The following is a 20,646-nucleotide window of genomic DNA, read 5'->3' as shown; positions in this document are numbered from 1 at the left end:
GGATTTCTCGGGGCGGTCGGCCGGGGTGACGGCGCGGTGACGGGCTGGCGTATACCAACTGCCGGTGCGTGACAAGGTTTTCACCGGATGTTTCCGGTCAGATTCCGTGCCCGGCGCACGGGGTGCCCACGGACGCCCCCCGGCGGCGGCGCACACCGTCCCGCCCCGCCTCCCGCGCCGTCCCGCGCCCCCTCAACTCCCGTGCTGTGGCCCGTAGTTGACGTGCGGCGACGGACCGTCCCGTACGGTCGGGCATCGGCCGTGGTCACGGGGCGGGCGCGTCCCCCATACACGATCCGCACCCCAACGTGTGACCGTTTTCCGCGAATTCGCTCGCATTGATGAGGCGCAAGCTCTCCGGCCACGTGAAACCGGTCACTTGCCAGGGTCCCCAACAGCGACATTTTCCGCTTAACTTATGGGTATGACCCTCCCCCGCAGCTCCTACGGAGGCGGCTACTACGCTGCTCCGTCCTACCCCGACACCCCCATCTACGACATGCTCGTCGCGGAGCGGGGGACGCCGCAGATCGCCCCCATCCGCGTGCCGTCGGAGTACGAGCCGGGCAATTCCTCGCTGCCCGCGCTGCCCTCCGCGCTCCCCGCCCTCCCGTCGGGCGGCCGGCAGCAACAGCCCGCGCCGCAGCCCTACCCGCCCGCGGCACCGCAGGGCGGCCCCGGCGGCCCGCAGGGCCCGGGTCCGCAGCAGTACGGCGGGCAGCAGCAGGGCTCGCCGATGGCCCCCGTCCCGGCGTCGTCCTTCCCGGCGCACTCCCCCGCGGCCCCGTCGCCGTACGGGCCGCCGCAGGGCGCCGACCGGCAGCGCGGCCCGCAGGACGGCTGGCCGCAGCCGCAGCAGCACCCCCAGCAGCAGTACCCCCAACAGCCCCAGCCGCAGCACCAGTTGCAGCCGGGTCAGCTGCCGCAGCAGCGCGCACAGGCCCCGGGCCAGCCGTACGGCCAGCCCCAACAGGCCCCGCAGCAGCCGCAGATGCGCCCGGTCGCGCCCCGGCCCGCCGTCCCGCGGCAGATGCCGGGCCAGGGCGGGTACGAGGACCCGTACGGCCACCCCTACCAGGGGCGCGGTTACTGAGCGGAGGCGCACCACAGGGACGGACCGAGGGCCGGTGAACGGGGGGGGGGAACCGGTCCGTCGGCCACCGGCCGGTGTGTTCGGGCCGTCCCGGGGGACGCCCCGGTCCGTTGTCATGCCCCGGTGGCAGGATGGACGCCATGACCACAGCATCGTTGGCAGCCATCCACGTCTACCCCGTGAAGGCCCTCGCGGGCCGGGGTCTGGACAGCGCGGAGGTCGAGCCATGGGGGATCGCGGGTGACCGGCGCTGGCTGCTGACCAGGCCGGACGGCGCCAAGCTGACCCAGCGCGAACAGCCGCGGCTGGCCCTGGCCTCGGCCGAGCTCCTGCCCGGCGGCGGGCTGCGGGTGTCGGCTCCGGGGAGGGAGCCGCTGGAGGTCGAGGTGCCCGATCCGGCCACCGCCGGGCTGTTCACCGTGGAGGTCTGGCGGGACACCGTGGAGGCGGTGCCGGCCGCCGAGGAGGCGGGCGCCTGGTTCTCCGCGTATCTGGGCACCGAGGTCAGGCTGGTGCACATGGACGCGCCGGAGCGGCGGCGTCCGGTCGATCCGGCGTACTCCCGCCCGGGCGAGACGGTCTCCTTCGCCGACGGCTATCCGCTGCTGGTGACCACCACCGCCTCGCTGGACGCGCTCAACTCCCTGATCGCGCAGGGTGATCACGCCGACGACGGCCCGCTGCCGATGAACCGCTTCCGCCCCAGCGTCGTGATCACCGGCACGGCCCCCTGGGAGGAGGACACCTGGCGGCGCGTCCGGGTCGGCGAGCTCACCTTCCGGGTGGCCAAGCCCTGCGGGCGCTGCGTGGTGACGACGACGGACCAGGGCACGGCGGAGCGCGGGAAGGAACCGCTGCGCACCCTGGCCCGCCACCGTCGCTTCGGTGACCAGCTGGTCTTCGGCCAGAATCTGATCCCGGAGCATTCGGGCAGGGTGCGCAGCGGAGACTCGTTCGAGGTGCTGGAGCGTCAGGGCTGACGCCTCCCGGCTCAGCCGCCGGGCGGCTGAACCCGCCCGGCCCCCGGCTCCAGCAGCCTCGACCGGACCAGGAAGCGGACTCCCTCGGGGGCTTCGAGGGAGAACCCGCTGCCCCGGCCCGGCACCACGTCCACCGTGAGGTGGGTGTGGCTCCAGTACGCGAACTGGCTCGCGGACATCCAGAACGGCACCGGCTCGGCCAGCCCCTCGACGGCGAGTTCGCCGAGCAGCACGTCCGAGTCACCGGTCCGCAGCTCGCCGCGCTGGTAGCACATCGGGGAGCTGCCGTCGCAGCAGCCGCCGGACTGGTGGAACATCAGCGGCCCGTGCCGTGCCGTGAGCGTGCGCAGCAGTCCGGCGGCCCCGTCGGTCAGCGCGACCCGCTCGGGCCCCGGGCCGGTGGCCATCAGAACAGTCCCATCTTCTTCGGCGAGTAGCTGACCAGCATGTTCTTGGTCTGCTGGTAGTGGTCCAGCATCATCTTGTGGGTCTCCCTGCCGATGCCGGACTGCTTGTAGCCGCCGAAGGCCGCGTGGGCCGGGTAGGCGTGGTAGCAGTTCGTCCACACCCGTCCCGCCTGGATGGCCCGTCCGGCGCGGTAGGCGGTGTTCGCGTCCCGGGTCCACACGCCGGCGCCGAGGCCGTAGAGGGTGTCGTTGGCGGTGGTGACGGCGTCGTCGAAGTCGTCGAAACCGGCGACGGAGACGACGGGGCCGAAGATCTCCTCCTGGAAGACCCGCATCCGGTTGCTGCCCTCCAGGATGGTCGGGCGGACGTAGTAGCCGCCCTCCAGCTCGCCGCCGAGTTCGGCGCGGGCGCCGCCGGTGAGGACGCGGGCGCCTTCCTGCCGGCCGATGTCCAGGTACGAAAGGATCTTCTCCAGCTGGTCGTTGGACGCCTGGGCGCCGACCATGGTCGCGGTGTCCAGCGGGTGGCCCTGGACGATGCGTTCGGTGCGCGCGGTCCCGGCGTCGAGGAAGTCGGCGTAGTGGCCGCGCTGGATCAGGGCGCGCGAGGGGCAGGTGCACACCTCGCCCTGGTTGAGGGCGAAGAGGGTGAAGCCCTCCAGGGCCTTGTCGAGGAAGTCGTCGTCGCGCGCGGAGACGTCGTCGAAGAAGATGTTCGGGCTCTTGCCGCCGAGTTCGAGGGTGACGGGCTTCAGGTTCTCCGAGGCGTACTGCATGATCAGGCGCCCGGTGGTGGTCTCCCCGGTGAAGGCGATCTTGGCCACCCGGGGGCTGCTCGCGAGCGGCTTCCCGGCCTCGGCGCCGAAGCCGTTGACGATGTTCACGACGCCGGGCGGCAGCAGGTCGGCGACCAGGCTCATCCAGTAGTGGATGGAGGCCGGGGTCTGCTCGGCGGGCTTGAGGACGACGGTGTTGCCGGCCGCCAGCGCGGGCGCGAGCTTCCAGGAGGCCATCAGCAGCGGGAAGTTCCACGGGATGATCTGCGCGACGACGCCGAGCGGCTCGTGGAAGTGGTACGCGACGGTGTCCTCGTCGATCTCCGAGAGGGAGCCCTCCTGCGCCCGCAGCGCCCCGGCGAAGTACCGCCAATGGTCTACGGCGAGGGGAATGTCGGCGGCGAGGGCCTCGCGGACGGGCTTGCCGTTCTCCCAGCTCTCGGCGACGGCGAGCTGTTCGAGGTGGCCCTCCATCCGGGCCGCGATCCGGTTGAGGATCTCGGCGCGCTCGGCCGCGGGCCTGCGCGCCCAGGGGCCCGCCGCGGCCTGCGCCGCGTCGATGGCGCGTTCCACGTCGTCCGCGGTGCCGCGGGCGATCTCGGTGAAGGTGCGGCCGTTGACCGGGGTGGGGTTCTCGAAGTAGCCGCCCTGCTTGGGGGCGACGTACTCGCCGCCGATCCAGTGGTCGTAGCGCGGCTGGTAGGTCATGACGGCGCCGTCGGTTCCGGGTGCGGCGTAGCGGCTCATGCGGGGCCTCCTCCGGCGGATGCGGCAGACGGGGCGGCTGTGCCCGGGACGTCCGGACATCCGGACGGCTCCTCACGGGCCACGCGGACGGCTCCTCTCGCACGTCCGGGCACAGCCGGGGAACGGCACCCACCACGCACGGGACAGGCGGGTGCGTTCCGTGCCGGGAACGCTAACGGGCCGGACGTTGCGAGGACGTTGCGCGGCCGCGGGGGTACCGGCAGGCCCCGGACGAGGGGAGAGCCGTCAGCCGTCGAGCCCGTAGGCGTCGCGGAGTTCGCGTACGCGGACCGCCGCGGTGGTCTCCAGCGGGTCGAGGCCGCGGCGGGGGAAGCGGACGGCGCCGACGGCGGCGCGCGTCCCGGGGCCGCCGACGAGGAGGGGGCCGCCGGGGCCGCCGGTGAGGGCGGCGTGCAGCGCCTCCCACGCCTCCAGGTCGTCCTCGCCCCAGGGTGCGCGGACCCAGCTCTCCAGCTGCGCCGGGTCGCGCCGGGCCAGGAGGCGGCGGCGCAGCCGGTCCTCCAGCAGCCGCCGCAGGCGGAGCACGCCGGGCGCCTCGGAGGAGGGCAGCGGCGGGCCCTCGTAGGCGGCGAGGGCGCCGCTGAGGTCGCCCGCGGCGAGCGCCTCGGAGACGGCGTCGTGGTCGGTGGCCAGGCGCTGCGTCAGCCGGTAGGGGCGGGAGGCGACGAGGGGGCCCAGCAGCGAGCGCAGCCGGGAGAGTTCGGCCCGCAGGGTGACCGGGTTGACGTCCCGGTCGCCGTACAGCTCGACGGCGAGCCGCTCGCCGGTGAGGCCGTCGGGGTGCGCGGCGAGCAGCAGCAGGAGTTCGCTGTGCCGCCTGCCGAGGCGCAGCCGTCCGCCGTCGCCGGTGGCGAGCAGCGCCTCGTCGCGGCCGAGGACACTGAGGACGGGGCGGCCGCTCGCGCGCGGGGCGCGGTCGGCGAGCGCCGCCTCGGCCGCGCGCGCCGTGGCCTGGACGAGGGCGAGGCTCTGCGGTGAGGCCAGGTGGTTGCCGCCGGTGATGTCGACGGCGCCGATGATCCGGTGGGTGCGGGGGTCGTGGACGGGCGCGGCGGCGCAGGTCCAGGACTGGATGTGCCGGCTGTAGTGCTCGGAGGCGAAGATCTGCACGGCGTGGTCGACGGCGAGCGCCGTGCCGGGCCCGTTGGTGCCGACCCGGTCCTCGGCCCAGCGGGACCCGGGGACGAAGTTCATCCGCTCGGCGCGGCGCATGACCTGGGCGTGGCCCTCGGCCCACAGCATGCGGCCGCTGCCGTCGAAGACGGACAGCAGGTGCGCCCCGTCGTCGGCGACGGTGCCGAGCAGTTCGCGGAAGAGCGGCATGACGCCGGCGAGGGGGTGCGCGAGGCGGTGGTCCTCCAGCGCGTCGTCGGTGAGGTCGACGCGGGCGACGCCCTCGGGGGCGAGGCTGGCCCCGGCGCAGCGGCGCCAGGACTCCGCGACGACGTGCCGCACGGGCGCGCCTATCCCGCCGCCGGTGACGAACTCCTCGTGGGCACGGCGTACCGCTCCGGCCCGTTCGCCGGGGTCGGCTCCTGCTTCGAGCGCCAGCCATGGATTCTGCACAGCGTCATCGTGCCGCTCCCCTGGGTGACGGGGCAATGCGCGTGACACGGACGGCAGTTGACGGGTTACCGTGTTCGGTTCCGCAAGGGCCGGCTCCCCCGGCCGCGCGGCGCCAGGTGTCGGCCCCGGCCTCCCCTGGTACCCGTCCGGAATGCCTCCGCTCACCGAATCCGGCACCGCACGGCTCCAGGCCCACTGGCAGGCCCTGAACTACCTCTCGGCCGGCCAGCTGTACCTGCGGGACAACCCGCTCCTGCGGGAGCCGCTGCGCGCCGCGCACATCAAGCCACGGCTGCTGGGCCACTGGGGCACCTGCCCCGGGCTCGGCCTCGTCTACACCCATCTGAACCGCGTCATCCGGCTCCGGCGGCAGCGGACGCTGTGCGTCTGGGGCCCGGGGCACGGCGCGGCGGCGGTACGGGCCGGCGCGTGGCTGGAGGGCAGCTACGCGGAGCTGGACCCGGGGCTGCCGCGCGACGCGGCGGGCATGCTGCGGCTCTTCCGGGACTTCTCCCAGCCGGGCGGCGTCCCCAGCCACACCTCGCCCGAGGTGCCCGGGTCGATCCAGGAGGGCGGCGAGCTGGGCTACTCGCTCGCGCACGCCTACGGTGCCGCCTTCGACGACCCGGAACTGCTGGTCTGCGCCGTCGTCGGGGACGGCGAGGCGGAGACGGGGCCGCTGGCGGCGTCCTGGCTGTCCTCCTCGTTCCTCGACCCGGTGCACGACGGGACCGTCCTCCCCGTGCTGCACCTGAACGGCTACAAGATCGCCAACCCGACGCTGCTCTCCCGCCTGCCGCAGGACCGGCTGGACGCGCTGCTGCGCGGCTTCGGCCACGACCCGCTGTACGTCACGGCCACGCCCGCCTCGGACCACGCCGAGGTGCACCGGGCCCTGGCCGGCGCCCTGGACACGGCGCTGGACCGGATCGCCGCGCTGCGCGCACGCGCGGCGGCCGGGGAGCGTGACGGTGCCGCGCCCCGGCCGATGCTGGTGCTGCGGACACCCAAGGGATGGACGGGTCCTGCGGGGACGGTTCAGGAGCCGGTCGAGGACACCTGGCGGGCGCACCAGATCCCGTTGCAGGACGTGCGGGAGGACGCCGCGAAGCTGCGCGAGCTGGAGGAGTGGCTGCGCGGCTACCGCCCCGAGGAGCTGTTCGACGCGGCGGGCGCGCCCGCCGCCGGCACGGTGGCCTGGGTGCCGGAGGGCGACCTGCGGCTGGGCTCGTCCGGGCCGGCGAACGGCGGCACCCGCACCCGTGAACTGCCGCTGCCCGCACCGGAGTCGTTCGCCGTACCGGTGCGGCGGCACGGGGAGAGCGCGCACGAGCCGACGCGGGTCCTGGGCGGGATGCTGCGCGCGCTGATGGCGGCGACGGCGGAGCGCCGCGACTTCCGGCTGTTCGGCCCGGACGAGACGGACTCCAACCACCTGGCCGAGGTGTACGAGGAGACGCCGAAGGCGTGGCAGGAGGAGATCCTGCCCACGGACCGGCACCTGGGCCGGCACGGCCGCGTCGTCGAGGTCCTCTCCGAGCATCTGTGCCAGGGCTGGCTGGAGGGGTACGTCCTGACGGGCAGGCACGGGCTGTTCGCCTCGTACGAGGCGTTCGCGCACGTCGTCGACAGCATGGCGGGGCAGCACATCAAGTGGCTGCACAGCGCGCGCGAGGTGCCCTGGCGCCGTCCCGTCCCCTCGCTCAACTACCTGCTCACCTCGCACGTGTGGCGGCAGGACCACAACGGGTTCTCGCACCAGGACCCGGGCTTCGTGGACCACGTGCTCAACAAGAGCCCCGAGGTGGTGCGGGTGTACCTGCCGCCGGACACCAACACCCTGCTGTACGTGGCCGATCACGTGCTGCGCACCACCGGCACGGTGAACGTGGTGGTCGCGGGCAAGCAGCCCTGCTTCGACTGGACCGGGCCCGAGGAGGCACGGCGGCACGTGGAGCGGGGTCTGGGCACCTGGGAGTGGGCGGGCACCGCGCGTCCGGGCGAGGAGCCCGACGTGGTCCTGGCCAGCGCCGGGGACGTGCCGGCGCAGGAGACGCTGGCCGCGGCACTGCTGCTGCGCGAGCTGCTGCCCGAGGTGGCGGTGCGGGTGGTCAACGTCGTCGACCTGACGCGGCTGCTGCCCGGCTCACTGCACCCGCACGGGCTGCCGGACGAGGAGTTCGACGCGGAGTTCACCCGCGACCGTCCGGTGATCTTCGCGTACCACGGCTACCCGTGGCTGATCCACCGGCTGGCCTACCGGCGCGCGGTGCACGGGGAGTTGCACGTGCGCGGCTACACCGAGCGCGGCACGACCACCACACCCTTCGACATGGTGGTGCGGAACGACCTGGACCGGTACCGGCTGGTGATGGACGTCGTGGACCGCACGCCGGGGCTCGGGCCCCGCGCGCGGGCGGTACGGGAGGAGATGGTGCGGATGCGGGAGCGGCACCACGCGTGGATCCGGGAGCACGGGGTGGACATGCCGGAGGTCGCGGACTGGACCTGGACCCCGGCCGCCGACGCCGGCTGACCGGCGTACGGGGCCGGCCGGAACCGGGCCGGGGCCCGGCGGTGTCGCGCGCACCGCCGGGCCCCGGGCCCCTCCCCTCCTGCCGTCCGCGCGGTCAGACCTCGACGTCCTCCAGGATGCCGAGGGCGTCGGGCACCAGGACGGCGGCCGAGTAGTAGGCGCTGACGAGGTACGAGATCAGCGCCTTGTCGTCGACGCCCATGAAGCGGACGTTGAGGGACGGCTCGATCTCGTCGGGGATGCCGGTCTGGTGGAGGCCGACTACGCCCTGGTTCTCCTGGCCCGTCCGCATCGCGATCACGGAGCTGGTGTTGTCCTCGTGCACCGGGATCTTGTTGCAGGGCAGCAGCGGGATGCCCCGCCAGCTGCGCACGAGCGAGCCGTTGAGCTCCGTCTCGGGCGGGTAGATGCCCCGCTCGCTGAAGCCGCGGCCGATGGCGGCGATGGTGCGCGGGTGCGCCAGCAGGTACTGGGTCTTGCGGCGGCGGGAGATCAGCTCGTCGAGGTCGTCCGGGGTGGGCGGCCCGGAGCGGGTGTGGATGCGCTGCTGGAGGTCGGCGTTGTGCAGCAGCCCGAACTCGCGGTTGTTGATCATCTCGTGCTCCTGGCGCTCGCGCAGGGCCTCGATGGTCAGCCGCAGCTGCTCCTGAACCTGGTCCATCGGCTCGTTGTAGATGTCCGCGACCCGGCTGTGCACCCGCAGCACCGTCTGCGCGACGCTCAACTCGTACTCGCGCGGCTTCAGTTCGTAGTCCACGAAGGTGCCGGGCAGCGTGGGTTCGCCCGCGTGGCCCGAGCTCAGGTCGATCTCGGCCTCGCCCTTGCGGTTCTGCCGGGGCACCTCGCGGGCGAGGTACGCGTCCAGGTAGGAGCGGAGCTCGGGGGCGGCGTCGGCGACCTCGCGGAACGCGGCGGCGGGCAGCGCGAGCACGGTGCAGCGGGTCGTGGCGGTGAGCGAGTGCTGCCACTCCCCCGGCTCGGGGGTGAGGGCCTGGTCGCCGGTGTGGTCGCCGTCGGCGAGGAGCCCGAGGCTGGTCTCGTCGTCGTACTTGCCGGTGCCGGCCTTGCGCACCTTGCCGTGCGCGATGAGCAGCAGTTCCTCGACGGGGGCGCCGAGGGTGGCGAGGGTGTCCCCGGCGGCGTACTCGCGCTGCACGAAGCGTCCGGCGAGGGCCTCCAGCGCGGCGGTGTCCTCCAGTCCGCGCAGCAGCGGGATCTCCCGCAACTCGTGGGGGATGACGCGCACTTCGGCGCCGGTGGAGACGAACTCGACGCGGCCGTCACCCAGCGTGTGGGTGAGGCGCCGGTTGACCCGGTAGGCGCCGCCGCGGGTCTCCACCCACGGCAGGATCTTCAGCAGCCAGCGCGAGGAGATGCCCTGCATCTGCGGGGGCGTCTTGGTGGTGGTCGCCAGATTGCGGGCCGCCGCGGTGGCGAGGCTGAGCTGCGGCGCTTCGGGCTGGGTGGTCATGCGAGGCGGTGCCTTCCGTACGGGGGTGTGGCGTCTTTCGCGGTCTTCTCGGCTTTTTCTCAGTGCCCGATCTCGACGTCCTCCAGAATTCCGAGCGCGTCGGGGACGAGGACGGCGGCCGAGTAATAGGCGCTCACCAGATAGGAGATGACGGCCTTGTCGTCGATTCCCATGAAGCGGACGGAGAGGCCCGGCTGGAATTCGTCGGGAATTCCGGTGCGGTGCAGTCCGACGACGCCCCGCGCCTTCTCTCCGGTGCGCATCGCGAGCACGGAGGTGCTGCCCGTCCTGGTCACCGGGATCTTGTTGCACGGCAGGATCGGCACCCCGCGCCAGGCGGGCAGGGAGTGGCCGTCGAAGTCCACGCTCGACGGGTAGAGGCCGCGCCGGGAGAACTCCCGTCCGATGGCCGCGATCGCCTTGGGGTGGGCCAGGACGACGCTGGGCTCCTTCCACACGGTGGCGAGGAGTTCGTCGAGGTCGTCGGGGGTGGGCGGGCCGGTGCGGGTGTGGATGCGCTGTCGGGTGGCGGCGTTGTGCAGGAGGCCGATCTCCCGGTTGTTGATCAGCTCGTGCTCCTGGCGCTCGCGCAGCGCCTCCGCCGTGAGCCGTACCTGCTCCTGAAGCTGGTTCATCGGCTCGTTGTAGAGGTCGGCGACCCGGGTGTGCACCCGCAGCACCGTCTGCGCGACGCTCAACTCGTACTCGCGCGGCTTCAGTTCGTAGTCCACGAAGGTGCCGGGCAGCGTGGGTTCACCGGCGTGGCCGGAGGCGAGCTCGACGGCGGACTCGCCGTCCTCGGTGCGCTGCGCGGGCAGCGCCGCGCGGGCGGCCTCCAGGTGGGCGCGGAGGCTGTCGGCGCGGGCGGACACCTCCTCGAACGCGGCGCGGCTGAGGGTGAGCACGGTGCCGCTGGTGACGGAGGCCAGGCTGTACGCCCAGTCCTCGGGTTCGCCGGCGAGCTGCTGGTCACCGGCGTGATCGCCGTCCGCGAGGATGCCGAGCTCGGTCCACTCGTCGTACTTGCCGCGTCCGGTGCGGCGCAGCTTGCCGTGCGCGAGGAGGACGAGCCGGTCGCAGGGGCGGCCGGCCTCGACGAGGGTCTCGCCGGGGCCGAAGTCGCGCTGTTCGCAGCGGTCCGCGAGGGCCTGCAGGACGGAGGTGTCCTCGTAGCCGCGCAGCAGCGGGAGTTCGGTGAGTTCCAGCGGGATGACGCGGATCTCGGAGCCGGTGGAGACGAATTCGACGCGGCCGTCGCCGAGGGTGTGGGTCAGCCGCCGGTTCACCCGGAAGGTACCGCCCGACGCCTCCACCCAGGGAAGGGCCTTGAGGAGCCAGCGGGAGGTGATTCCCTGCATCTGCGGGGGCGTCTTGGTGGTGGTCGCCAGATTCCGCGCGGCGGCCGTGGCAAGGCTCAGCTGTGCCGTTTCCGCCGCGGTTTCCCCACCCGAATCGCCTTCTACCGCAGTCGCCATGTGTTACCGCCAATCGAAATGCCCCGGCCGACCGTCACGGACCGGTCAATTACTCACTGCGGCCCCGAAGCTAGGCGGGCCGGGACAATCGCAGCAATCGCCCGAAAGAGACTCCGGGCCGGCGCATGGCGGCGCACACGCGGGGTAACCCCCGGCGCATTCGCGGGAGTTGACCACGGACGGTGACAACTCACGGACGCGCAGCGGCAGTTCGTCACCGTACGCAGTCCCCCGCACGGAACGGACCGGGAGGGCGTACAGGGGGAGCACCGGCGCACGGGGGTCGCATGCCACGCGGCGGTCCGGCGGCGCGAGGGGGCGGGCCCCGGAGGCGCGGCGGGGACGGGCCGCGCCCCGTGCGGACACCGCACGCACAAACCCCTCCCCCTTCTCTCCACGAGACCCCCGCACCCGATAAAGTCGGCCCGTCGCGCGGGGGACGCGACGGGGAGGCGAGTAACGGACGCGAAGGCCCGTACGAGAACCGGAGGACCGGAAGGGGCCCGCGGGACGGCGCCGGTGAGAAGGGGGTGAACCACGGTGCACTCGATCGTCGGTCTGTGGCGTTGGCGCGGCAATCCGCTGTGCCGCCGTACCGACCGCCGCGAGGCCTGGGTCGCCCTCTGGGCCGCGCTGACGATGCTGCTCGGCGCACCCCTCGCGGGCTGGTGCACGGCCGAGGTCACCCGCGAGGCGCTGGTGAAGACGGCGCACGAACAGCGCGCCGAGCGGCAGCGGGTGTGGGCGACGGCCGAGGAGATCGTGATCCTGCCGCCCGCCGACACCGACCCCGAGTCCGCGACGCCGGAGGACCGGCGCAGCCGCGTCATCGCCCGCTGGGCGGGCCCCGACGGCAACGTCCACAAGGGCGCGGTCCGGGCCGGCCGGGACGTCCAGCCCGGCGACCGCTTCATGATCTGGACGGACAAGCGCGGCAAGGCCACCTCGCGCCCCGTCTCGGTCCGCACCGCGGGCGCGCACGCGATGCTCGCCGGGGTCGCCGCCGCGGCGTCGGCCGCCGCCCTCGTCGAGGGGGCGCGGCGGCTGGCGGTACGGGGCATCCTCCGCCGCCGGTACGCGGAGTGGGCCGCCGAGTGGCGCCGGATCGGACCCGACTGGGGACGCACCGGTACCGGCAACTAGGGTCCGCACAGGCGCTCGCGACCGCCCGCGTGCCCACGACGTGGGCAGACCGTCCGCGGCACTCCCGGCACACGCTACGGTGGTGCACTCCGGGGAGCGAGCCGCGTGACGCGCCGCCCGCGGGTCAACAGGTCTTCCGTACATACGAGGTTGGGGCACCACACTCCATGGCACAGGGCTCGGTCCAGGTGACGTACGCCGGCACGTCGCGGTGGCGGCGCCGCACTGGGGAGTACGCCTCCCTCTCCGCCGCCCTGGAGGCCGCCGCCGACGGCGACGTCGTCACGGTCGGGCCCGGCACCTACCGCGAGAACGTCGTCGTGGAGCGCTCCGTCACGCTGCGCGGGCCCGAGCGCTCGGGCGGCGGCCCGGTGCGGATCGCCCCGGCGGACGGGGTGGCCCTCACCGTCCGCGCCTCGGCCGAGATCCGCGACCTCCAGATCGAGGGGCAGGACTCGGCCGCGCCCGCGCTGCTGGTGGAGGACTGCGCGCCCACGCTCAACGGGCTGCGGGTGACGGCCCGTTCGGCCTCCGGCCTGGAGGTGCGCAGCAACGCGCGGCCGACGGTGAGCGGCTGCACGGTCGACAACCCGGCGGGCGCCGGCATCAGCGTCAGCGGCCGCGCGGGCGGGGTGTACGAGGAGTGCGAGGTGGTGGCCGCCGGCCAGGCGGGCCTGGCGGTGCGCGACGGCGCCCATCCGCGGTTCGAGCAGTGCCGGGTGCGGCACACCTCCGGCGCCGGCCTGTCGGTGCACGGCGAGGACAGCGCCGCCGAGGCGGTGGGCTGCGAGCTGTACGAGATCAAGGGCACCGGCGTCCAGGTGTCGGCGCGGGCCGCCGCGCACCTGACGGGCTGCCAGGTGCACCACACCTCGACGGACGGCGTCACCCTGGACACCGACGCGGTGCTCACCCTCGCCGACTGCGACATCCACGACATACCGGAGAACGCCGTCGACCTGCGCTCCCGCGCCGTCCTCACGCTCACCCGCTCCACCGTCCGCCGCTTCGGCCGCAACGGCCTGTCCGTCTGGGACCCGGGCACCCGCGTGGACGCCAACAACTGCGAGATCCACGAGAGTACGGGCGACTACCCGGCGGTCTGGGTCAGCGACGGCGCGAGCGCCGTGCTCGACTCCTGCCGCGTGCACAGCGTCCCCGACGCGCTGTTCGTGCTGGACCGCGGCTCCCGCGCGGACGTCATCGACAGCGACCTGACCCAGGTCCGGGGCACCGCGGTGTCGGTGAGCGACGGCGCCGTCGTGCAGCTCGACGACTGCCGCGTGAAGGAGGCCGCCACCGGCGCCTGGTTCCGCGACCACGGCACCGGCGGCACGCTCTCCAACTGCACGGTGGACGCGGCCGCCACCGGCTTCATCATCACCAAGGGCGCCGACCCGACGATCGAGCGCTGCACCGTCACCGGCCCGACGGAGGCCGGGTTCTACGTCTCCGCCGAGGGCCGGGGCACCCTGCACGGCTGCAAGGTCACCGATTCGCAGGGCTACGGCTTCCACGTCATCGACGGCTGCCGGACGACGCTGCGCCGCTGCCGTACGGAGCGGTGCGGGCGCGGCGGCTTCGAGTTCGCCGAGGAGGGGCCGCTCGTCGAGGACTGCGCGAGCGACGAGTCCGCGGTGACGGTGCCCCAGCCCCGCACGCCCAACGGCGCGGGCGCGGGCTCCGGTTCGGGTTCCGCTTCGGGCTCCGCCGACGGGGCCGCGGCCGCCGAGGGCTCCCGGCGGGCGACGGCCTCGGGCACGGGGCTGCTGACGCCGCCGCGCACGGACGTCCCCGCCGCCGTCCCGCCCGGCCCCTCCGCCAGGACGCCGCACGAGCTGGAGGCGCCGCAGGCCCGCCCGTCCTCCGACGTCCTCGCCGAACTCGACGCGCTGGTGGGCCTGGAGAGCGTCAAGCGCGAGGTGCGCGCCCTGATCGACATGATCGAGGTCGGCCGCAGACGGCAGCGCGCCGGCCTGAAGGCCGCCTCGGTACGGCGGCATCTGGTCTTCACCGGCTCCCCCGGTACGGGCAAGACGACGGTGGCCCGGCTCTACGGCGAGATCCTGCACGCGCTGGAGGTGCTCCAGACCGGCCACCTGGTCGAGGTCTCCCGGGTCGACCTGGTCGGCGAGCACATCGGCTCCACCGCGATCCGCACCCAGGAGGCCTTCGACCGGGCGCGCGGCGGCGTGCTGTTCATCGACGAGGCGTACGCGCTCTCGCCGGAGGACGGCGGCCGGGACTTCGGCCGCGAGGCGATCGACACCCTGGTGAAGCTGATGGAGGACCACCGGGACGAGGTCGTGGTCATCGTCGCCGGATACACCGAGGAGATGGAGCGCTTCCTCGCCGTCAACCCCGGTGTGGCCTCGCGGTTCTCGCGCACCATCACCTTCGGCGACTACGACTCCGAGGAGCTGCTCCTGATCGTCCGGCAGCAGGCCGACGAGCACGAGTACCGGCTCGGCGAAGGCACCTCCGAGGCGCTGCTGGAGTACTTCGAGAAGCTGCCGCGCGACGCGGCCTTCGGCAACGGCCGCACCGCGCGGCAGACCTTCGAGGCGATGGTGGAGCGGCACGCGGGCCGGGTCGCCCAGCTGGGCGACCCGAGCACCGACGAGCTGTCCCTGCTCTACGCGGACGACGTCCCCGCGCTGCCCTGAGCCAACCGCCCCTCGCCGGGGGCCGGTTCCGGCTCCCCCGGCTGGTGCGGAACGCCCGGTTCCGTGCGGCGTTCCTGCCGGAGCCGGTGGAGGAGCTGGTCGCGCTCCTCGTCGAAGGCCGGGTCGGCCTGGTACTCGCCGTGGCCCAGGATCGGCGCGGGCAGCGGATGCGTGACGGTCCGGCCGTACGCCAGCGGGTCGAGCAGCGGGCCCCGGTCCACGTCGGGACGTTCGCCCTCCGCCCCGCTCTCGCCGACGGCCCCGCGGATGGCGACCGGGCCGCCGATCGGGTCGGTGAGCCGCCACAGGTTCCGCCAGCAGTGCAACTCCTCGTGCAGCGCGCGGAGTTGGTCCGGGCCGAAGTAGGCGGGGAACCAGCGGCCGTACAGCCGCTCCAGCGGGGAGCCGTAGGTGAGCATCGCGACCTGCCCTCGGGTGGCGGGCTCCAGGTGCCAGACGGCCGCGGCGGCGAGGACGCTGCCCTGCGAGTGGCCCGAGATGACGAGCCGTCCGCCGGTCGCCTTCGTCCAGGTCGCCATCCGCCAGGCCAGGTCGGGCACCGCGCGCTCGGCGTAGCAGGGCGGCGAGAAGGGGTGCGCGGCGCGCGGCCAGAACGTGCCGACGTCCCACAGGATGCCGATGGTGCGCCGCGCCGACGGGTCCTGGTACGCGCGCCGGCCCAGCGCCAGGAAGAGCAGGAAGCCGAAGCCGATCAGCCAGGATCCGAGGGCCTGCACCGTGTCGGCGAACCCGTCGACGACGTCCGGCATCCCGTCGGCCGCGCGGCCCGGCACCTCCTGCGTCAGCCAGGTGCCGAGCACGGCGGCGGTGCCGAGCAGCAGGCTGACCAGCGCGATGAAACCGACCAGCCAGGGCGCCGAGTCGGTGAGCCCGGCACGGGCGATCGCGCCGCCGATCCGGCGGGAGCGGGAGGCGTCCCAGCCCTCGGAGACCTCCGGGTAGCTCCGGTCGACCTCCTCCGTCAGCAGCCCGCTGCTGCGCCACAGCCGGTACGCGAACCAGCCCAGCAGCACCAGCAGCACGCCCAGCAGGACCGGCAGTATGGACGCCTGCCAGGTCAGCATCGTCGGCGGCCCCTGGATCCGGCCGTTGCCCATGCCGGGCGTGCCCTCGCCGTCGAGCCAGTCCGCGACCCGCTGGGCGACCCCGCCGGACATCACCCCGCCGAGGCCGCAGGCCAGCAGCGCGATCGCGGCCGCGCCCAGCCCGCGCAGCACCGTACGGGGCACCGGACGCCGCCGGTGCAGGAAAAGCCCCAGCCCGCCGAGGCCGACGGCGAGGGTGCCCTGGACGACGGCGAGCACCCCGAAGGTCTCGTCACCGGGCAGCTCCCGCCCGGCCGACTCCCAGCCGGGCCGGGACAGGCAGGCGTGCACGACGGCGAGCAGCAGCACGCCGAGCGCGATGCCGGGCAGCGCGGTGACGGTGAGCCGGTCGAGCGCGTCGTCCTTCCTGCGCTCCTTGCGGCCCCTGCGGCACACGACGTACAGCACCCACAGGCTCGCGGCGACGACCAGCGCCTCGGTGAGCCAGCCCAGGGCGTCGAGGAGGGCGCTGCCGCCGGGCTTGCGGTCGTAGCGGGTGGCCGCCGCCGCGACGCCGGCGGCGACGGTGAGGAACCCGGCCGCCGTGTGCGCGGCGCGCAGCCGCGCCACCAGCCGCCGCCCGTACCAGAACCCGGGCTCCGCGAGCGGCACCCGGGCCCGGTCCGTGCCGCGTTCGGCGTCGGTGTTCTCCCGGCGCAGCGGCGGCTGGGACTCGTACGCCGCCCAGGTGCGGTGCGAGAGCCACCACAGCAGGCCGGTGAGGAGCGCGGGGACGACGGCCGCGAGGGCGAGGCGGCGACCCGGCTGGCTCCACCAGCCGCCCCCGCCCGAGGAGTCGACGCCCATGAAGCCCAGCCACGAGTGCTCGGCGACGCAGGCCGCCGTGCCCGCGCACTGCCAGGCGACGAGGTCCAGCGCGACCTCGCAGGCGGCGGCGACGAGCAGCACCGTCAGGCTCAGCGCGAGCAGCCGGACCACGACGCCGTGCACCCGTACGGCGGTGCGCCGCCCGTCGGCCGCGGGCCGCGCCCAGTGCGCGAGGTTGACGACCATGAAGGGCAGCAGGATCAGCCAGAGCGCCCGCGCCCCGTTGCCCGAGGTCAGGTTGGCCCAGCAGTACGCCTCGGCGACGGGCTCGTCCCGGTAGTCCTGCGGGCGGCTCTCGGCGTCGACGTCGTCCGGGCGGCGGTGCACGGCGGCCGTCCGGTCACCGGTGATGCGCTCGGTACGCGGGTCGCCGAGCATCTCCTCGGGCGTGGTGCCGCCCACGCCGTGCACGAGGAGTTCCAGATTCAGCCCCGGCGGCGGCCCGGTGCCCTCGGCCTGCCCCGGCGCGGGCCCGGGCACGGCGGTGTGGTCACGGTATGCGTCCGGTGTCCCCGGACCCTTTGTCTGCATGCTGGTGCTCCCCCGACGTAACCGCGTTCTCCCCCGGCGTGTGCGTGCGCGCAGGCGGCCAGCATCCCTCCGGGCACGCACGCGGCGCACCTGTCCGCACAGAAGCTGCGCGAAATCGTGACGCGGTCGCCGACGCCCGCCGCGTGGGAGGATGAACGCGATCCGCGCGCGGTTGACGAAAGGACGGCAGGCACGGTGAGCGACAACCAGAACCTCCTCGCAGAGCAGCGAAGGGCGCTGATCCTCGACGAGGTACGGCGGCGCGGCGGCGCCCGCGTCAACGAGCTCACGCGCCGGCTCAACGTCTCCGACATGACGGTACGCCGTGACCTGGACGCCCTCGCACGGCAGGGTGCGCTGGAGAAGGTGCACGGCGGTGCGGTGCCGCTGGCCGAAGCGAGCACGCACGAACCGGGGTTCGAGGCGAAGTCGTCCCTGGAGCTGTCCGCGAAGGCGGACATCGCGCGGGCTGCCGCCGCGATGGCCCAGCCGGGAAGCGCGATCGCGCTCTCCGGCGGCACCACGACGTACGCGCTGGCGCAGCAGCTGGTGGACGTGCCCGAACTGACGGTCGTCACCAACTCGGTGCGGGTGGCCGACGTGTTCCACACCGCGCAGCGCGTCCCCGGCGGCTCCCAGGCCCCGACGCCCGGCGCGGCGACGGTCGTCCTCACGGGCGGGGTGCGCACGCCCTCGGACTCGCTGGTCGGCCCGGTCGCGGACGCGGCCATCCGCTCGCTCCACTTCGACGTGCTCTTCCTCGGGGTGCACGGCATATCGGTGGAGGCGGGGCTGTCGACGCCCAACCTCGCGGAGGCGGAGACCAACCGCCGCTTCGTCGGCTCGGCCCGCCGGGTCGTGGTGGTCGCCGACCACACCAAGTGGGGCACGGTGGGCCTGAGTTCGTTCGGCTCGCTGGAGGACGTGGACACCCTCGTGACGGACGCGGGGCTGTCGGCCGCCGACCGCGGGGAGATCGAGGAGCATCTCCCCTCGCTGGTCGTCGCGGGCGGGTCCGGCGACTGAGGGGCCCGCGCACGGGTGAGGACATCGCGGCCCCCGGGGGCTAGGGTGTGCGCGCCCGGGAGTCCGCCGCGTTCACAGGGAGTCACCGCCATGGCCCGTCAACTGCGCTCCGTCGAGCTCGGTTTCGCGGAGTCCGCTCCGGTCCGGCTGACGTTCACCGCCGAGGTGTCCGCGCCGCCCGGCGCCGTCTACGTCAGCCTCGCCGAGGACGTCACGGACTGGCCCCGCTGGTTCGACGCGGTGCTGTCGGCGGAGCCCACCGGCGAGGGGCGCGGGCGGCGCGTCCGGCTCAGGGGCGGCATCGTCTTCGACGAGACGATCCTGGCGGCGACGGCCGACGAGCGGTACGCGTACCGGATCGACACCACGACGGCGCCCGGGGTGACCGCCATGGCCGAGGACTGGCAGCTGTCCCCCTCCGGCACCGGGGGCACGCTGGTGCGCTGGACGATGGCCGTCGACGGCCCGGCGCCGGTGCGGATGCTGCTGAAGCTGGCGCGGCCCGGCGTCGGCAAGTCCTTCCGCGACGCGATGCGCGGCCTGGACCGGCTGCTCTCGGCCCGCGCCTGACCCGCGAGTTGCCCGCCTGGCCGCTCAACTCGCGGGCGCGGGGGCTCAGTCGGCGCCGGGCCAGCGGCCGGTGGCGAGGAAGTCGTCGAGGCCGCGCGCGTACGGGGTGATGTCCAGGCCCTGCTCGGCGAGCCAGGCGTCGGAGTAGTACTTGTCGAGGTACCGGTCGCCCGGGTCGCAGATCAGGGTGACGACGCTGCCGGTCCGGCCCTGCGCGAGCATCTCGCCGACGATGCGCAGCGCGCTCCACAGGCCGGTGCCGGTGGAGCCCCCGGCGCGGCGGCCGATGGCCCGCTCCAGCGCGCGGACGGCGGCGATGCTCGCCGCGTCGGGCACCTTCATCATCCGGTCGATGGCGTGCGGCAGGAAGCTGGGCTCCATGCGGGGGCGGCCGATGCCCTCGATGCGGGAGGCGGTGTCGCTGGCGCGGTCCGGGTCGTGGTGCACCCAGCCGTCGAAGAAGCAGGAGTTCTCCGGGTCGGGCACGCACACGAGGGTGTCGTACTGCATGTAGTGGATGTAGCGGGCCAGCGTCGCCGAGGTGCCTCCGGTGCCGGCCGTGGCGACGATCCACGCGGGTTCTGGGAAGCGCTCCAGCCGCAGCTGCTCGTAGATCGACTCGGCGATGTTGTTGTTGCCGCGCCAGTCGGTGGCGCGCTCGGCGTAGGTGAACTGGTCCATGTAGTGGCCGCCGGTCTCCTTCGCGAGGGCGGCCGAGACCTCGTACACCGTCCGCGGGTCGTCCACCAAGTGGCACTGCCCGCCGTGGAATTCGATGAGCCGGGTCTTCTCGCTGCTGGTGGTGCGCGGCATCACCGCGATGAAGGGGACCCCGATCAGCTTCGCGAAGTACGCCTCGCTGACGGCCGTCGACCCGGAGGAGGACTCGATCACCGGGCGGCCGGGGCGGATCCAGCCGTTGCACAGCCCGTAGAGGAAGAGCGAGCGGGCCAGCCGGTGCTTGAGACTGCCGGTCGGATGCGTCGACTCGTCCTTGAGGTACAGGTCGATGCCCCAGCTCTCCGGGAGCGGGAAGGTCAGCAGGTGGGTGTCGGCGCTGCGGGCGCTGTCCGCCTGCACCCTGCGGACGGCCTCCTTCAGCCAGGCCCGGTACTCCGGGTCGCTCCTGTCGACGTCGACGGTCGGGACGGGCGCGTACGGGGGCGCGGAGGCGGTCCCCTCGCGCCGTGCGGACGGTGCTGTTCCCTCGCCGGGTGCCGGCTCTGTGGTGCTCACGCGGCAGATCATAGAAGGCCGTCTGGTGTACGGCCGCACGGCGGGGCACACTGCCCGGAGGGTTGTCGTGCGGTCGTGGGGCGGGGACGCCCGGTCAGGGAGACGGGCCGCAGTGAACCGTGGGAGGTGCACCGTGGTGGAGCCGGAATTCGACGTTGCCGGGGTGGGGATCTGGCAGAAGCTGCGCTCGCTGACCCGCGCGGGCCATGTGCTCGTCCGGGACGGCCAGTTGGTGCTGATGACCAGCTACGGCAGCGAGATCGACAGTGCCCCCGTGGAGCAGGTACGGCTGAGCGGCTACGGGGCCAGGGATCGCGCGATGGCGAGCCTGGGCGGCACCCGTTATCTGCTCCAGCTGAGCCTGGGGCACCGCGAGGCGCTGATGACCGCCGTCCGCACGGCCCGCGCGAAGGCCGCGGCGGAACGCGGGGTGCTGGGGCGCTGAAGCGCCCCTCCGGGCGCACCTGA

General features: G+C 73.9%; 15 protein-coding genes. 8 read left to right on the top strand and 7 right to left on the bottom strand.

What is annotated here, in order from left to right:
• Positions 1 to 424: 424 nt before the first annotated feature.
• Positions 425 to 1,093 (top strand): DUF6643 family protein, encoded by a 669-nt coding sequence (locus HCC30_RS13080; protein ID WP_169442663.1) that lies wholly within the window; start codon positions 425 to 427, stop codon positions 1,091 to 1,093.
• A gap of 140 nt (positions 1,094 to 1,233) precedes the next feature.
• On the top strand, positions 1,234 to 2,073 hold the full coding sequence (locus tag HCC30_RS13075) for an MOSC N-terminal beta barrel domain-containing protein (protein ID WP_169442662.1): 840 nt from the start codon (positions 1,234 to 1,236) through the stop codon (positions 2,071 to 2,073).
• A gap of 11 nt (positions 2,074 to 2,084) precedes the next feature.
• On the opposite strand, the gene HCC30_RS13070 is transcribed toward HCC30_RS13075, so the two are convergent.
• The 3 genes from HCC30_RS13070 to HCC30_RS13060 all read right to left on the bottom strand — a co-directional run bounded on the left by HCC30_RS13070 (position 2,085) and on the right by HCC30_RS13060 (position 5,590).
• The gene (locus HCC30_RS13070; RefSeq protein WP_169442661.1) at positions 2,085 to 2,480 is read right to left on the bottom strand and encodes a DUF779 domain-containing protein; all 396 of its coding nucleotides are present in this window, start codon (positions 2,478 to 2,480) and stop codon (positions 2,085 to 2,087) included.
• Positions 2,480 to 4,003 carry an aldehyde dehydrogenase family protein gene (locus HCC30_RS13065; protein ID WP_169442660.1) on the bottom strand — a complete coding sequence of 508 codons (1,524 nt, stop codon included), beginning with the start codon at positions 4,001 to 4,003 and terminating at the stop codon, positions 2,480 to 2,482. Before HCC30_RS13065 ends, HCC30_RS13070 begins: the two co-directional genes overlap by 1 nt.
• Positions 4,004 to 4,249: 246 nt before the next feature.
• The gene (locus HCC30_RS13060; RefSeq protein ID WP_169442659.1) at positions 4,250 to 5,590 is read right to left on the bottom strand and encodes a helix-turn-helix domain-containing protein; all 1,341 of its coding nucleotides are present in this window, start codon (positions 5,588 to 5,590) and stop codon (positions 4,250 to 4,252) included.
• Between the two features lie 151 nt (positions 5,591 to 5,741).
• Here HCC30_RS13060 and HCC30_RS13055 point away from each other — a divergent pair, with 151 nt between their 5' ends.
• Positions 5,742 to 8,126, top strand: coding sequence for a phosphoketolase family protein (locus HCC30_RS13055; protein WP_169442658.1), 2,385 nt, complete (start codon positions 5,742 to 5,744; stop codon positions 8,124 to 8,126).
• A gap of 94 nt (positions 8,127 to 8,220) precedes the next feature.
• Here HCC30_RS13055 and HCC30_RS13050 read toward each other — a convergent pair whose 3' ends face one another.
• Positions 8,221 to 9,597, bottom strand: coding sequence for a family 2B encapsulin nanocompartment shell protein (locus HCC30_RS13050; protein WP_169442657.1), 1,377 nt, complete (start codon positions 9,595 to 9,597; stop codon positions 8,221 to 8,223).
• A gap of 59 nt (positions 9,598 to 9,656) precedes the next feature.
• The gene (locus HCC30_RS13045; protein ID WP_169442656.1) at positions 9,657 to 11,072 is read right to left on the bottom strand and encodes a family 2B encapsulin nanocompartment shell protein; all 1,416 of its coding nucleotides are present in this window, start codon (positions 11,070 to 11,072) and stop codon (positions 9,657 to 9,659) included.
• Positions 11,073 to 11,612: 540 nt separating this feature from the next.
• Between HCC30_RS13045 and HCC30_RS13040 the strand changes: the two genes are divergently transcribed.
• The gene (locus HCC30_RS13040) at positions 11,613 to 12,215 is read left to right on the top strand and encodes a hypothetical protein (RefSeq protein ID WP_169442655.1); all 603 of its coding nucleotides are present in this window, start codon (positions 11,613 to 11,615) and stop codon (positions 12,213 to 12,215) included.
• 167 nt (positions 12,216 to 12,382) lie between these two features.
• A complete protein-coding gene (locus tag HCC30_RS13035; protein WP_169442654.1) occupies positions 12,383 to 14,881 on the top strand; it encodes a right-handed parallel beta-helix repeat-containing protein in 2,499 nt (832 codons plus the stop codon).
• On the opposite strand, the gene HCC30_RS13030 is transcribed toward HCC30_RS13035, so the two are convergent.
• Positions 14,851 to 17,346, bottom strand: a complete 2,496-nt coding sequence (locus HCC30_RS13030; RefSeq protein WP_240979548.1) for a hypothetical protein — start codon at positions 17,344 to 17,346, stop codon at positions 14,851 to 14,853. The two genes, HCC30_RS13035 and HCC30_RS13030, sit on opposite strands and share 31 nt — an antisense overlap.
• Positions 17,347 to 17,541: 195 nt before the next feature.
• Here HCC30_RS13030 and HCC30_RS13025 point away from each other — a divergent pair, with 195 nt between their 5' ends.
• Together HCC30_RS13025 and HCC30_RS13020 are read left to right on the top strand one after the other, a co-directional pair.
• Positions 17,542 to 18,372: a DeoR/GlpR family DNA-binding transcription regulator gene (locus tag HCC30_RS13025; RefSeq protein WP_169442653.1), complete on the top strand. Its 831-nt coding sequence runs from the start codon at positions 17,542 to 17,544 to the stop codon at positions 18,370 to 18,372.
• A 90-nt stretch (positions 18,373 to 18,462) separates the two neighbouring features.
• Complete coding sequence (locus tag HCC30_RS13020) at positions 18,463 to 18,942, top strand: SRPBCC family protein (protein WP_169442652.1); 480 nt, start codon at positions 18,463 to 18,465, stop codon at positions 18,940 to 18,942.
• Positions 18,943 to 18,987: 45 nt separating this feature from the next.
• Here HCC30_RS13020 and HCC30_RS13015 read toward each other — a convergent pair whose 3' ends face one another.
• Positions 18,988 to 20,178, bottom strand: coding sequence for a PLP-dependent cysteine synthase family protein (locus tag HCC30_RS13015; RefSeq protein ID WP_346776616.1), 1,191 nt, complete (start codon positions 20,176 to 20,178; stop codon positions 18,988 to 18,990).
• Positions 20,179 to 20,311: 133 nt separating this feature from the next.
• Between HCC30_RS13015 and HCC30_RS13010 the strand changes: the two genes are divergently transcribed.
• Entirely contained in the window at positions 20,312 to 20,623 is a 312-nt protein-coding gene (locus HCC30_RS13010) for a hypothetical protein (RefSeq protein ID WP_169442650.1), read from the top strand.
• The last annotated feature ends 23 nt before the right edge of the window (positions 20,624 to 20,646 follow it).

The sequence above is a fragment of the Streptomyces sp. HNM0574 genome (genome assembly GCF_012726235.1).
Classification (GTDB): Bacteria; Actinomycetota; Actinomycetes; order Streptomycetales; family Streptomycetaceae; genus Streptomyces.
This window is presented reverse-complemented; position numbering and strand designations above follow the sequence as displayed.